This window comes from Thioalkalivibrio versutus (assembly GCF_001999325.1).
GTDB lineage: Bacteria > Pseudomonadota > Gammaproteobacteria > Ectothiorhodospirales > Ectothiorhodospiraceae > Thioalkalivibrio > Thioalkalivibrio versutus.
The window spans coordinates 20001-33636 of sequence record NZ_MVAR01000032.1; the positions used below are offsets into that span (position 1 = coordinate 20001).

Sequence of the window (13636 nt, forward strand, 5' to 3'; positions counted from 1 at the left end):
CCTGGAGCTGGCGCAGCTTGTTGATCAGCACCGTGTGCCCCAGATGCAGGTCCGGGGCGGTGGGATCGAATCCCGCCTTCACCCGGAGGGGGCGGCCACTCTTGAGGCGCTCGACAAGATCGTCCTCGAGCAGGATTTCATCGGTGCCGCGACGAATAACGGCCAGCTGGTCTTCGAGTTCCATGACGCCCCTTGGTCGAGATCAGAGACCGGCCGGGCTGGCCGGTCGCGCGCAAGGATACCGCGACCCCCGAACGGACGCGAAATGCCGCGGTGGTCCAGAATGGACGCCGACCCATGTAATGCGCGCGCGAGGATCACCACTATGACGGAACGCTTTATCGGGCTGATGTCCGGCACCAGCCGGGACGGCGTGGACGCCGTGCTGACAGAGATCCGCGAGACCGGGCCGGTACGCGTGGTGGATCACTGCCAGCTGGGGTACCCCGACGACCTCGCCCAGGAGCTGGCGACGGCGGCCACCACTGAAACCCTGCGCTACCGGCACCTGGGCGCGCTGGATGCGCGGCTCGGCATGCTGTTCGCCCGTACCGTGCAAGCCCTGCTGGACCAGACCGGTCTGGCGCCGACCGCGATCCGGGCGATCGGCAGTCACGGCCAGACCGTACACCACGCCCCCGACGCCGATCCGCCCTTCACCTGGCAGATCGGCGATCCCTTCCGCATCGCAGAGGCCACCGGCATCGACACCGTGGCGCAGTTCCGGCCGCGCGATATTGCTGCCGGCGGCGAGGGGGCACCACTGGCCTGCGGCTTTCACGCGACGCAGTTCGGATCCACGGACGAGACCCGCGCAGTCCTCAATCTAGGCGGCATCGCCAACATCACCTGGCTGCAGCCGGGTCAGCCCGTGATCGGCTTCGACTGCGGCCCGGCGAATACGCTGATGGACGACTGGAATCGGCGTCACCATCAGACGCCGTTCGATCATGACGGCGCATGGGCCCGCAGCGGCACGCCCGACCCCGAACTGCTGACCCGGCTGCTCCAGGATTCGTTCTTCCAGCGCCCTCCGCCAAAAAGCACCGGGCCCGAATACTTTTCGCCGGCCTGGCTGCGTGCCGGGGCTGGCGACCGCCTGGACCGAGCCCGGCCCGAGGACATTCAGGCCACCCTGGCAGAACTGACCGTGGAGGGCGTGCGGCACGCGCTGGAGCATCTGCACATGCAGCCGCCCGCCCGCTTGCTGGTGTGCGGCGGCGGCGCGCACAACCGCCACCTGATGAAGCGCCTCGCCAAGGCCCTGCCCGCGACCCTGGTGGAGACCACCGAACGCCATGGGGTCCCCCCACAGCAGGTGGAGGGTGCCGCCTTTGCCTGGCTGGCCGCGCGAACCCTGGCCGGCGAACCCGGCAACCTGCCGGAAGTGACCGGCGCGCGCGGCCCACGCGTACTCGGCTGCATCATCCCCGGCGGTCCCCGGACACCCGGGGGCCATTAACCCCGACCCTGAACAAAAAAGGGCCCGATCCGGAATCCCCGGATCGGGCCCTTTCTTAACCGCTTGTCAGCGTCTCTCTAGACCGAGAAGCTGGAACCGCAGCCGCAGGTCGTGGTGGCATTCGGATTGCGGATCACGAACTGCGCGCCCTCAAGACCTTCGCTGTAGTCGATCTCGGCACCCGCCAGATACTGGAAGCTCATCGGGTCGATCAGCAGGGTCACCCCACCATTCTCCACGAGGGTGTCGCCATCGCCGACGGTCTCGTCGAAGGTGAAGCCGTACTGAAAGCCGGAACAACCGCCCCCGCTGACGAATACGCGCAGCTTGAGGTTGTCGTTGTTCTCTTCCTCGATCAGCCCCTTCACCTTGGTGGCCGCGGCATCGGTAAAGATCAACGGGCTGGGCATTTCGATGTCCAGTTCCGCTTCGGACGTCATGGGCTCGGACATTCGGGGCCTCCTGTAATAATCATTTTCATTCACGCTACGGAAGACTGAGCCCCGGAGTCAAGAATGCTCATCTTCCGTGGGATTGGTCAGGGCCTGGGTCTCGCCCGTCCCCTCCAGCTCGCCCTCGAGGGGATGCTCCACCCGCTTGAGCAAGCCGTCGATCTGCGCGCCCTCTGCCATTTGCAGCACGGTGTAGTAGAGGTTACCGGCCAGACGGGCCGTCTCGCCAAGCTCCACGTGCTCTCCCACATGGACATCGCCACGCACCTCGCCGTTCATCAGCAGGTGCGGAACCGCGACATGGCCCTCGACCACGCCCCCACCCGCGACTACCAGAACGGCCGACGAATCGGTCGCGGCCCGGATATCCCCGATCACGCGGCCTTCGATATGCAGCCCGCCTCCAAACTCGATATCACCGTGGACCACTGTATGGCGCCCCACCAGGGTATCCACTTTCCGCGCGCGGCGGCCTCGTTTGCGTCCCATCATTGCGTACTCTCCAGCAGGCGATCCCAGTCGGCCCATTCCGAAACCGGTTCAAGATCCTCGTCGTTCGCGGCGCTCGCCCTCAGCGTCAACCCTACCGGCTCGAAGCCCTCCGGAAGATGGATCCGGGCGCGCTGATTGCGCAACAACCGAAACCCCTCGACCAGGCGATCGTTCTCCAGCCCCAGCGCATCGGTCTCCAGGGTGGACAGCGCCTCTTCCCCGGTCGCATAGCCTTCGACCTCCAGCGCCCAGCGCAAATCCACCGAACGACTCAACCCCGGGCGGTAGAGCTGGAACACGACATCAAACACGCCCGACTGCCCCGTGCGCTGCAACTGCAGCGACCGGATGCCCAGGGCATCTGCACCCGCGCCCTCCGCAAGCCGCCGATAAAACGCCAGCTCCTCGCGCAACTCCAGCAACTCGGCCTCCTGGCGCTCGATATCGCCGGAGAAGGCCGCAAGCTCCGCGGTCTTCATTTCCAGCTGCTGCTCGGCGTGGCGGCGCGCCTCCTCGGCAGCCTGGCGCGCGGCGAGCGCCTGCTCCAGGTCATCCCGCAGGCCCTCGATACCGCGTTGCGCATCGACCGTGTCCCGTATGTCCTCGCGCCAGTTCTCCACCAGCCAGGCTCCGCCCGCCACCAACAACAGGATCAGCATCAGCAGCCCCGCGCGCCACCACCCGCCGCGGCGTCCCGACCCGCTGCGCCGCCGCGCGGGAATGCGCGGAATCCGGGGCAGACGTGGACGCGGGACACCCGTAGTCATGTGGCAGGCCAGGACATCAGGGGAAAACCGACAGCCCGTCCAGACCGGCTGTCTCGGCCTGGCCGAACATCAGATTCATGTTCTGCACGGCCTGCCCGGCCGCGCCCTTCACCAGGTTGTCGATCACCGACAGCACCATCAGCCGTCCGGAGTGCGGCGGTTGCGCCAGCGCAATGCGACAAAGATTGGTACCGCGCACGCTGGCCGTTTGCGGATGAGCCCCCGGCGGCATCACATCCACGAACGGCTCGTCGCAATAGCGCTGCTCGAAACAGGCCTGCCAGTCCGCGTCCGCCACCTGCGGGCGCAGATAGAGCGTCGCGTGAATCCCGCGCGTCATCGGCACCAGATGCGGCTGGAAGATCAGTCCTACCGACCGCCCGGCCACGCCACTGAGCGTCTGGTGGATCTCCGGCCAATGCCGATGCCCGCCACTGGCATAGGCACGAAAGTCCTCCTGCACCTCGGCGAAAAGCCCACCGATTTGCGCCTTGCGCCCGGCCCCGCTGACACCGCTCTTGGCATCCGCGATCACGTCCGCGGGATCGACCAGACCGGCCTCCAGCAGAGGCAGCACCGCCAGCGACACCGCCGTGGGATAGCAACCCGGCACCGCGATCAGTCGCGCATCACGGATCTGCGCCCGGTTCAGTTCGGGCAGGCCGTACACGGCCTCGTCCAGATACTGCGGCGCACCATGCGCCTGTCCGTACCACCGCGCCCAGAGCTCGGGATCGCGGATGCGGAAATCCGCCGACAGGTCGATGATGCGCGTGCCCCGCTCAAGCAGCGGCGCGGCCAGGCCGTGGGCCACCCCGTGCGGGGTGGCGAAAAAGACCACGTCGCACTCGCCCAGGGTCGCCTCGTCCGGGGCCTGGAAGACGGCATCCACCGCGCCGCGCAGGCTGGGGAACAAATCCGCCACGGGCGTGCCCGCCTCGCCGCGCGAGGTCACCACCTGAAGATCGGCCGCGGGATGCCGCGCCAGCAGGCGCAGGAGTTCCACGCCGGTGTAGCCGGTGGCCCCGACAACCCCGATGCGGATGGGTTTGCTGTTGGTTGCATTCGTCATGCTGCGGCATGATACCGCCTTGGCCGGAACCACGGAACGCACGCGGTTTCGGCCAGTCCACAAATGCAGGCTATTCGATCAACGGATCACACCCCTATGAGCAAAGTCAGGATCGACCGCAAGGCCATCTTCGGAGGCATCTTCATCATCGCGCTGGTCGCCGTCGCCGCGACCATCTGGTTGACCGACGACGGCATGCGCCCGGCACCCGCCTTCGCGGCCACCACCCTGGATGGCGAGAAGGTGGCGCTGAAGGACTACGAAGGCCGCCCGGTGATGATCTCTTTCTGGGCCACCAGCTGCCCGGAGTGCGTCCGCGAGATCCCGAAACTGGCCCACCTGCACGAGACCTACGCGGACAAGGGCTTCGAGTTGCTGGCGGTTGCCCTGTCCTACGACCCGATCAACCGCGTGGAGGCCATGCGCGAGGATCGCGAGATGCCCTACAAGATCATCCACGACAGCGACGATGCCTTCTCCCAGGCCTATGGCGGGGTACGCCTGACGCCGACTACCTTCCTGATCTCGCCAAACGGCCGCATCGTCTACCAGAAGCTGGGCGACCCGGACTTCGAACAGATCGAACGCCACCTGGAACGCTGGCTCTCCTGAGCCGCCCCGCGCAGCGACACCGCACCCGCTTCCGAGAAGGACCTCCATGCAAGCCTATAACTGGTTCCTCAGCCTGCACGTGATCTTCATGGTCACCTGGTTCGCCGGGCTGTTCTATCTGCCGCGCCTGTTCGTCTATCACGCGATGACCGAGGACGCCCTCGGTCACGAGCGCTTCAAGGTGATGGAGCGCAAACTGTTCTACGGGATCATGACCCCCGGCGCGCTAATCACCATCCTTTTCGGCGTGATCATGCTGGTGGATCGCTCGTTCTATCTGGCCGAGCCGTGGATGCACTTCAAGCTGACGCTGATTGCCGTCCTGGTCGCCTATCACGTCTGGTGCGGCAAGATCGTGCACGACTTCCGCGATGACCTGAACCGGCGTGATCACACCTGGTATCGCTGGTTCAACGAGGTGCCGGTCCCGATCCTGGTGGGCGTGGTCGTGCTGGTGGTCAACCGCTCCATCGTGGATGCGCTCATCGCCATCGGCGTGGTGCTCGGGATCTTCCTCCTGAGTGCGCTGATCGCGCTGTGGCGGGCACGCCGCACCTGAGCTGCGCCCCCCTGCCGGCCACGGGTGAGCGCCGCGGTCAGGTCTTGCCGGCGCGCACCAGCCCGCCCAGTCCGGCCTGGACCAGGGCATTGTTCAGCAGCGACCGGATCTGATCGGCGTTCTCCAGCAGCCGGCACTGCGCCAGCAAGGCCTCGGCGCGGTCGGTGGAGAAACTGCGGATCACCCACTTAACCCGCGGGATCGAGGACACGCTGACGCTCAGGCTGTCGATCCCCATCCCCAGCAGCAGGATCACCGCGGCCGGGTCGGCTGCCATCTCCCCGCAAACGCTGACCGGCTTGCCCGCCCGGTGCGAACCGTCGGTAATCGTCTCCAGCGCGTGGATGCAGGCCGGGTGCAGGGTGTCGTAGAGATGCGCCACACGGGCGTTGTTGCGGTCCACCGCCAGCAGGTACTGGACCAGGTCGTTGGTGCCCACGGACAGGAAGTCCACCCGCCGGGCAAGCATTTCCGACATGTACACCGCCGCCGGCACCTCGACCATCACCCCGATGCGCGGCATCGGGATGCGGAAACCCTCGTCCAGCAACTCTTCGCGCGCCCGGTTGAGCAGGGTCATCGCGCCCTTCAGCTCGTCCAGCGCCGAGATCATCGGGAACAGGATCTGCAGGTTGTCGTGGGAGCGACTCGCCTTGAGCATCGCCCGCAGCTGGGTCAGGAAGATCTCCGGGTGATCCAGCGAGATACGGATCCCGCGCCAGCCGAGGAACGGGTTGTCCTCCTTCACCGGGAAATATGGCAGGGCCTTGTCGCCGCCGATATCCAGGGTGCGCAGGGTCACCGGCATGGGGTCGAAGGAGGCCAGCACCTGCTCGTAGAGCTGGACCTGCTCCTCCTCGCCGGGGAAGCGGTCGCGGATCATGAACGGGACCTCGGTACGGTACAGCCCGACCCCCTCGGCACCGGACTCCAGCGACGGCTTGATGTCCGCCAGAAGACCCGAGTTCGCGAGCACCGGCACCGCGACGCCATCGCGGGTCTCGGCCGGGTCCTTGGCCAGCGCGCGCAGGTCCTCCGCCAGCTCGCGCTCCTCGCGCACCAGGCGCTCGAACTCCACGCGCAGCTCGGCGTTGGGGTTCACGAACAGCCGCCCGCGATAACCATCAACCAGGATCTCGCGCCCTTCCAGGCGCCCCACCGGGAGCTCGGACACGCCCATCACCGCAGGGATATTGAGCGCCCGCGCCAGGATCGCGATGTGCGAAGAACCCGTGCCCTTGGCCGAGACCATGGCCCCCAACCGCTCGATCGGAACCTCCGCAAGATGCGAGGCGGTCAGGTCATCCCCGACCAGGATGCCGCCATCGGGAAACTCGTCCTGGCTGCGATCGGCCGGCAGCAGGTGCGACAGCACGCGGCGACCCAGATCGCGCACATCCGCCGCCCGCTCGCGCAGGTACGGGTCCTCCATGTCCTCGAATACCCGCACGCTCTCACGCACCGTGTCGCGCAAAGCCGCCGGGGCCCACTGCCCATTACGGATGCGCGTCTGGGTCTTGTGCACCAGAGAGTCGGAACCCAGCAGCATCAGGTAGGCATCGAACAGCACCTGCTCGTCCGGCCCCAGGGCCTCGCCCATGCGCTGCTTCAGGTCCTCGATCTCGGTGCGGGTCTCCGCCACCGCCTGCCCGAAATGCTCCAGCTCGTGATCCACCCCGGCGCCTTCGCGATCCGGGATGGAGTCCATGTCCGCCAGGCGGTAGGCCACCACGGCCCGGCCAATGGCCACGCCCGGCGAGCCGGCAATGCCGGTGGCCTCGACGTTCACATGCCCGATCAACGGGGTCTCGGAGGAGATCTCGTCGTTGAACTCGGCATAGGCGATCGCCCCGGCCAGCTGCGCCGCCAGGGTGATCAGGAAGGAGACATGCTCGTCATCGAACTTGCGCGCCTGGTGCTGCTGCACGACCAGCACGCCCAGCAAGCTGCGCTGGTGGATGATCGGGACCCCCAGAAACGCGAGGAAGTGTTCCTCGCCGGTCTCCGGGAAATAACGAAAACGCGGGTGGTCCTGAGCGCTGTCAAGGTTGACTGGCTCGGCCCGCGAGGCGACCAGACCCACCAGACCCTCCGACGGGTCCATCTCGACCTGCCCGATGGACTCCTCGCGCAGACCCTCCGAGGCCATCAGCACCAGGCGCCCCGACTGCGGCGACTTCAGGTAGATCGAACAGACATCGATCTCCAGCGCCGCCTTCACCCGCGTAACGATGATATGCAGCGCTTCGAAGAAATCCGCGGCACCGTTCACTTCCTGCACCACACGGCGCAGGACCTCGAGCATCGAGGGCTGCTTCGGGACCGTCAACGCGAGGACACCGGCGAACGGGGCTGGGGCTGGGCCGGGCCACGGCGGCCGGAACGCCGCGCGCGCGCCTGCTCGAGTTCCGGGAACATCAGCGGCACCAGCTCGCACAGCGCACGGCGATAGACCTGGCGCTTGAAGTGCACGACCTCGCGTGCCGGACGCCAGTAGTCGATCCAGCGCCAATCATCGAATTCCGGGGTTTCCATCGCATCCAGCACCACGTCGCTCTCGTCTCCGACCATGCGCAGCAGGAACCAGCGCTGTTTCTGGCCGATGCAGACCGGGCGTTGATGGCGCCGGACCATGCGCTCCGGCAGGCGGTAGCGCAGCCAATGGCGGGTACTGCCCAGCACCTCGACGTGCCGGGGGAACAGGCCCGTCTCCTCGTGCAGCTCGCGAAACATCGCCTCCTCGGGCGTTTCTTCCGCATGCACGCCCCCCTGGGGAAACTGCCAGGCCGCCTGCCCGACCCGCTTGCCCCAGAACAGCTGCTGTTCCGCGTTGCACAGGATGATGCCTACGTTTGCGCGATACCCGTCACAATCAATCACTTGCATCAGCCAGACGCTTCTCTATTACTGGCATTGTTCCACAGCCGGTGCCCCGGCGGCAAAGCCCCTACCATGCCTCCGGTGCCGGCCCCAAAAGGGGCCTGTGGCTGCAGCCGACGACGCCCGCCGGTACACTCGCGTCCGATCCAAGCCAACCCGAGAGCACCCTCATGGCCCTGGCCCTGTTCGACCTCGACAACACCCTGCTCGCCGGCGACAGCGATCACGCCTGGAACGAGTTCCTGGCAGAGGTGGGCGCCGTCCACCCGACCTGTCACGCCGAGACCAATGACCGCTTCTACCAGGAGTATGTGGCGGGCACCCTCGACATCCACGAATTCTGCCGCTTCGCCTTCAGCCCGCTGGCCGAACACCCGCGCGCGCAGCTCGAGGCCTGGAGGGAGCGCTTCATCGACACGCTGATCCGGCCAATGATCGCCCCCGGCGCCCCGCCCCTGCTGGCCCGACACCGCGAGGCCGGTGACGAGCTGGTCATCATCACCGCGACCAACCAGTTCGTCACCCAGCCGATTGCCGACCTGCTGGGCGTGGACCATCTGATCGCGACCCTGGCGGAGGAAGGCGAGGACCTAGAATTTACCGGCGACCTGACCGGGGTGCCCTGCTTCCAGGAAGGCAAGATCGAACGCCTGCGCCAGTACCTCGCGGATCATCCGGATCCCGAGGACAGCATCGCGCAGGCCAGTTTCTACAGCGACTCGCGCAACGACATCCCGCTACTGGAACGTGTAAGGCACCCCGTCGCAGTGGACCCGGACCCGACCCTTGCCGCGCACGCTCACAACCAAGGCTGGCCAGTCATCTCGTTGCGCTAGGGAGACGACGTCAGCTGAAGACGCTGGCGATCTCGGCGAGGCGCTGCCCCGCAGGGGTATCCGCCTTGCCGGCCGCCGCGACCGCATCGCGATAGCCGGCAACCAATTCCGGCACCACGGCCACCACCTGCTTGCGCCGCAGGCGCGCGGCACCGGTCACCGGCCAGGTCGCCCGGAAGTCGCAGTTGTCCAGCGCATCGCAGACCCACAGGCTCCATTCGTGGCGGGTCACATCGATCTCGTGCTGACGGATGACCAGCCGATAGACATGCTCGGCCTGCATGTCCGCCATGCCGACGGCGGGCCCCACGTATTCCACCTGCAACTCGCCGGCGAGCCGGTTCAACTCCTGCTCCAGCGCGGCCAGGGCCTGATCGACCTCTGCGTTCAGCGTGCCACCCGCTTCGGCGGCGGCGACCAGGGGACGGAGGGACTCGACTTCGAACTCGCTGCTCATGCTGCGTACACTCCCGGGATGCGGAACAAGAACGCCCCGGGGGTGCCGGGGCGCGCGCAACCTTAGCACGGGAGCCCCCATTCATGAATCATCCCCCGATCGCGCTGACCATTGCCGGCTCCGACCCCGGTGGCGGCGCCGGCCTGCAGGCCGATCTGACCACCTTTACCCGCCTCGGCGTACACGGGGGTACGGCCGTGACCGCGATCACCGTGCAGGACACCCGCAACGTGTTGGACTTCAGCGTGCTGTCTGCGGAACAGCTGCGCGCCCAGATCGAGGTCACCCTGGCCGATCTTGCCGTCGCCGCAATCAAGATCGGCATGCTGGGCTCAGTGGAAAACGTAAAAATGGTCGCGGCGCTGCTGGCCGAGCACCCGCACATCCCGGTGGTGCTGGACCCGGTGATGGTCGCCGGCGGCGGCGGGGCGCTCGCGACGGAGGCCGTGGTGGACGCGACCCGCGAGGCCCTGCTGCCACGCGCCACCCTGATCACGCCCAACGGACCGGAGGCCGCGCGCCTGGCCCGAACCGACGATGCCACCCAGTGGGGCCAACGGCTGCGCGAACGGGGCGCGCGCAACGTGCTGGTCACCGGCGGCCACGAAGGCGGCGATCAGGACCCCATCATCAACCGCCTGTACCGCGAGGACGGGCACATGCGCGCCTTCGAACTGCCACGCCATCCGGCCGGCTTCCACGGCTCCGGCTGCACCCTGGCTGCGGCGATCGCCGCCTTCCTGGCGCGCGGCCGTGACCTGGAGCCGGCGGTGATCGAGGCCCAGGCCTTCATGAACGACGCGGTCGCGCGGGGCTACGCCCCCGGCCACGGCCAGCACGTCCCCAACCGGCTGTGCCCACATGGCGACTGAGCATACCCCCCGCCTGCGCGGGCTCTATTTCATCACCCCGGCGGTCCCGGAGGACGCGAGCCCACGCGCCACACACCTCGCCAATGCCAAGGCTGCGCTGCGTGGCGGTGCGCGCCTGATCCAGTTCCGCGACAAGACCCTCGCAGGCGCCGCACGCGAGGCAATCGCCCGCGAACTGGTCGCCCTTGCGCATGCGCACGGCGCGCTGTGCATCATCAACGACGACACCGAGCTGGCCGCGGGCGTCGAGGCCGATGGCGTGCACCTCGGGCGTGACGACCCGGACCCGGTCGCGGCCCGCGCGCGGCTCGGCCCCGGCGCGGTGGTCGGCGTCTCCTGCTACAACGAGCTCGAACGAGCCCGCTCGGCACAGCTGGCCGGCGCGAGCTATGTGGCCTTCGGTTCCGTGTTCCCCTCCCCGACCAAGCCCGACGCGGCACGCGCGGATCTCGAGCTGCTGCGCGAGGCGCGCACCACACTGGAGCTGCCGATCTGTGCGATCGGCGGGATCACGGCGGCGAACGCCCCCGAGGTCGTCGCGGCCGGGGCAGACCTGCTCGCCGTGATCCAGGGCATCAGCGCCGCGCCCGACCCCGAGGCCGCCGCGCGTCAGATAAGCGGACTGTTCGGCTGATCCCTTTGCACCCGCCCGCAGCCGTCGCTATGGTTGCCAGGCTTCCCGAATTCATCGACCCGAATCCAACAATCACAGGACACCGTCATGCAGGAAACCGAGCGTCTGTTCGAGGCCGCCAAGCAGCACATCCCCGGCGGCGTGAATTCCCCCGTGCGCGCCTTCAAGGGCGTCGGCGGGACCCCGATCTTCATGGACCGCGCCAACGGCGCCTACATGTGGGACGCCGACGGCCAGCGCTATATCGACTACATCGGTTCCTGGGGCCCGATGGTGGCCGGCCACGCCCACCCCGAGGTGATCGAGGCGGTGCGCGAGGCCTGCAACAACGGCCTGTCCTTCGGCTGCCCCACGCGGCTGGAGAACGACATGGCCGCCAAGGTCTGCGAGCTGGTGCCGTCGATGGATATGGTGCGCATGACCAACTCGGGCTCCGAGGCGACCATGAGTGCGATCCGCCTGGCGCGTGGCTATACCGGCCGCGACCGCATCGTGAAGTTCGAGGGCAACTACCATGGCCACGGCGACTCGCTGCTGGTGAAGGCCGGCTCCGGGGCCCTGACCCTCGGCCAGCCGAGTTCCCCGGGCGTGCCCAAGGAACTGGCCGCGCTGACCAGCACCCTGACCTACAACGACCCGGACGGCGTGCGCGCGTTCTTTGCCGAGAAGGGTGACGAGGTCGCCTGCATCATCGTCGAGCCCATCGCGGGCAACATGAACTGCATCCCGCCCGAGCCCGGGTTCCTGGAGACCCTGCGCGAGGTCTGCGACCAGCACGGCGCGGTACTGATCTTCGACGAGGTGATGACCGGCTTCCGGGTGTCGAAGAACTGCGCCCAGGGCTACCTGGGCGTGACCCCGGACCTGACCACGCTGGGCAAGATCATCGGCGGCGGCATGCCGGTGGGGGCCTTCGGCGGCAAGCACGCCATCATGGAACACCTCTCCCCGCTGGGCCCGGTCTACCAGGCCGGCACCCTGTCCGGGAATCCGATCGCGATGACCGCCGGGCTGAAGACCCTGGAGATCCTGTCGCGCCCGGGCTTCCACGACGAGCTGGAGCAGCGTACGAAGAAGGTCGTCGCGGGCTTCGAGGACGCCGCGCGCGAGGCCGGCGTGGCCGTGACCACCAACCAGGTGCCGGGCATGTTCGGGCTGTTTTTCTCGGAGCAGAAGGTCACCGACTTCGCCGGCGCCACGGCCTGCGATACCGCCGCCTTCGGCCGCTTCTTCCACGCGATGCTGGGCGAGGGGGTCTACCTGGCCCCCAGCGCCTTCGAGGCCGGCTTCATGTCCAACGCCCACTCGGACGCCGACATCGACGCGACCATCGAGGCCGCCCTCAAGTCCTTCAAGGCGCTCTGAGCGCGCCCTCGCCTCTCCTGCGCAGTGAACCGGCGACCCCAGCGGTCCGCCGGTCCGCTGCGCCCTGACCCGCTACTCGCCACTACGCACGAATGACCGAGACACTGATCCAGTCACCGCTGGCGCTGGGGCTGCTGTTTGTGGCGCTGGGCCTGGTCGCGGGCATCCCGGCTGGCATGTTCGGCATCGGCGGCGGGCTGATCCTGGTGCCGGTGTTCGTCGCCGTGTTCAGCCTGCTGGCCTTCGACTCGGCCAGCCTGGTGCAGCTCGCGGTCGGCTCCTCGCTGGGTGCGATCATCCCCACGGCGATCCTGTCGGCGCGCGCCCACCACCGCCGCGGCGGCGTGGACGGCGCGGCAGTGCGCCGTCTGCTGCCGGGCATCATCATCGGCGCGCTGATCGGCGCCTGGCTGGCCACGCGCATCGACTCCGACCACCTGGGGCGTATCTTTGGCACCTTCGAGGTGGCGATCGGCATCTGGATGCTCCTGAACATCCAGCCACCTGAGGCCCCGGTACCCCGGCGCAGCGTCTGGCTGGGCGGCGGGACCCTGATCGGAGCCGTATCCTCGCTGATCGGCATCGGCGGCGGCACACTGACCACGCCGTTCCTGGTCAGCCAGGGCCTGGAACTGCGCCGTGCGATCGGCTCGGCGGCGGCGCTGGGCGTGCCGATCTCCATTGGCGCCAGCCTGGTGTTCGCCCTGCCGCAATGGACCGATCCGGCCTATCAGGCGCCGGAATGGGCCCTCGGCTATCTCTACCTGCCGGCCATCCTCGGCGTCGTGATCGGCACATCCATCAGCGTGCGCGGTGGCGTATGGCTGACCCATCATCTGCCGGTCGCCCACCTCCGCCGCGGCTTCGCTGGCGTCCTGATCCTCGCCGGCCTCCTCATGCTCATCCGCTAGCACTTGCCCCCGCCGACTCTTCCCCCGCTGTAGGATGCCGATGAGCGAAGCGAATCGCATCGGTACGGCGATTGCCCCGCAGCTTGAGGCTGGTCCAGGTTCGTCCACTGTGTTTACGCCGGCTTCGGTCCACCACATGCCAGGTGGTGGCTGGCCCTGGTTCATCACCCGGTGTTTACGGTGGCTTCGGTCCGCATACTGCCCGGCGCTGACTCGCCAGCGCGCCCCGAGTTACTTCTTTGCTCGTGCAAAGAAGTAACCAAGA

16 protein-coding genes (1 of these 16 running past the window's edge) are annotated in these 13636 nt (G+C 67.6%); 8 read left to right on the plus strand and 8 right to left on the minus strand.

The features are described from left to right. Window positions 1–184, minus strand: the 5' portion of a protein-coding gene (gene tyrS / locus B0684_RS11485) for a tyrosine--tRNA ligase (protein WP_018169066.1). The gene continues 1022 nt to the left of window position 1, outside the view; only the first 184 of its 1206 coding nucleotides appear in the window; the start codon lies at window positions 182–184; its stop codon lies beyond the left edge, outside the window. 141 nt (window positions 185–325) lie between these two features. On the opposite strand from tyrS, the gene B0684_RS11490 reads away from it, so the two are divergent. After that, a complete protein-coding gene (locus B0684_RS11490; protein WP_018649668.1) occupies window positions 326–1462 on the plus strand; it encodes an anhydro-N-acetylmuramic acid kinase in 1137 nt (378 codons plus the stop codon). Window positions 1463–1539: 77 nt separating this feature from the next. Here the strand turns inward: B0684_RS11490 and erpA are convergent, their stop codons facing one another. From erpA to argC, 4 genes are all read right to left on the minus strand, one after another. Then, entirely contained in the window at window positions 1540–1914 is a 375-nt protein-coding gene (gene erpA, locus B0684_RS11495; RefSeq protein WP_018145294.1) for an iron-sulfur cluster insertion protein ErpA, read from the minus strand. A gap of 57 nt (window positions 1915–1971) precedes the next feature. Further along, window positions 1972–2406: a bactofilin family protein gene (locus B0684_RS11500; RefSeq protein WP_018145293.1), complete on the minus strand. Its 435-nt coding sequence runs from the start codon at window positions 2404–2406 to the stop codon at window positions 1972–1974. Further along, window positions 2403–3065 (minus strand): DUF6776 family protein, encoded by a 663-nt coding sequence (locus B0684_RS11505; RefSeq protein ID WP_018169064.1) that lies wholly within the window; start codon window positions 3063–3065, stop codon window positions 2403–2405. Before B0684_RS11505 ends, B0684_RS11500 begins: the two co-directional genes overlap by 4 nt. A 124-nt stretch (window positions 3066–3189) precedes the next feature. Beyond that, window positions 3190–4245: an N-acetyl-gamma-glutamyl-phosphate reductase gene (gene argC / locus B0684_RS11510; RefSeq protein ID WP_018649667.1), complete on the minus strand. Its 1056-nt coding sequence runs from the start codon at window positions 4243–4245 to the stop codon at window positions 3190–3192. Window positions 4246–4341: 96 nt separating this feature from the next. On the opposite strand from argC, the gene B0684_RS11515 reads away from it, so the two are divergent. Beyond that, window positions 4342–4857, plus strand: a complete 516-nt coding sequence (locus tag B0684_RS11515) for a peroxiredoxin family protein (RefSeq protein ID WP_018169062.1) — start codon at window positions 4342–4344, stop codon at window positions 4855–4857. A 46-nt stretch (window positions 4858–4903) separates the two neighbouring features. Continuing rightward, window positions 4904–5416, plus strand: a complete 513-nt coding sequence (locus B0684_RS11520) for a CopD family protein (RefSeq protein WP_018169061.1) — start codon at window positions 4904–4906, stop codon at window positions 5414–5416. Window positions 5417–5453: 37 nt separating this feature from the next. On the opposite strand, the gene ptsP is transcribed toward B0684_RS11520, so the two are convergent. Then, window positions 5454–7721 carry a phosphoenolpyruvate--protein phosphotransferase gene (ptsP, locus tag B0684_RS11525; protein WP_018145288.1) on the minus strand — a complete coding sequence of 756 codons (2268 nt, stop codon included), beginning with the start codon at window positions 7719–7721 and terminating at the stop codon, window positions 5454–5456. A gap of 20 nt (window positions 7722–7741) precedes the next feature. Continuing rightward, the gene (locus B0684_RS11530) at window positions 7742–8302 is read right to left on the minus strand and encodes an RNA pyrophosphohydrolase (protein ID WP_018169060.1); all 561 of its coding nucleotides are present in this window, start codon (window positions 8300–8302) and stop codon (window positions 7742–7744) included. Between the two features lie 164 nt (window positions 8303–8466). Between B0684_RS11530 and B0684_RS11535 the strand changes: the two genes are divergently transcribed. Then, window positions 8467–9132 (plus strand): histidinol-phosphatase, encoded by a 666-nt coding sequence (locus tag B0684_RS11535; RefSeq protein ID WP_018649666.1) that lies wholly within the window; start codon window positions 8467–8469, stop codon window positions 9130–9132. A 10-nt stretch (window positions 9133–9142) separates the two neighbouring features. On the opposite strand, the gene B0684_RS11540 is transcribed toward B0684_RS11535, so the two are convergent. After that, on the minus strand, window positions 9143–9589 hold the full coding sequence (locus B0684_RS11540) for a hypothetical protein (protein ID WP_018169058.1): 447 nt from the start codon (window positions 9587–9589) through the stop codon (window positions 9143–9145). A gap of 83 nt (window positions 9590–9672) precedes the next feature. Here B0684_RS11540 and thiD point away from each other — a divergent pair, with 83 nt between their 5' ends. The 4 genes from thiD (at window position 9673) to B0684_RS11560 (ending at window position 13371) form a co-directional block, all read left to right on the plus strand. Next, a complete protein-coding gene (thiD, locus tag B0684_RS11545; protein WP_018169057.1) occupies window positions 9673–10461 on the plus strand; it encodes a bifunctional hydroxymethylpyrimidine kinase/phosphomethylpyrimidine kinase in 789 nt (262 codons plus the stop codon). After that, a complete protein-coding gene (thiE, locus tag B0684_RS11550; RefSeq protein WP_018649665.1) occupies window positions 10451–11095 on the plus strand; it encodes a thiamine phosphate synthase in 645 nt (214 codons plus the stop codon). The genes thiD and thiE overlap by 11 nt, the downstream gene beginning before the upstream one ends. Before the next feature lie 87 nt (window positions 11096–11182). Next, a complete protein-coding gene (gene hemL / locus B0684_RS11555; protein WP_018649664.1) occupies window positions 11183–12460 on the plus strand; it encodes a glutamate-1-semialdehyde 2,1-aminomutase in 1278 nt (425 codons plus the stop codon). A 92-nt stretch (window positions 12461–12552) separates the two neighbouring features. Then, window positions 12553–13371: a sulfite exporter TauE/SafE family protein gene (locus B0684_RS11560; RefSeq protein ID WP_018649663.1), complete on the plus strand. Its 819-nt coding sequence runs from the start codon at window positions 12553–12555 to the stop codon at window positions 13369–13371. Window positions 13372–13636: the final 265 nt, after the last annotated feature.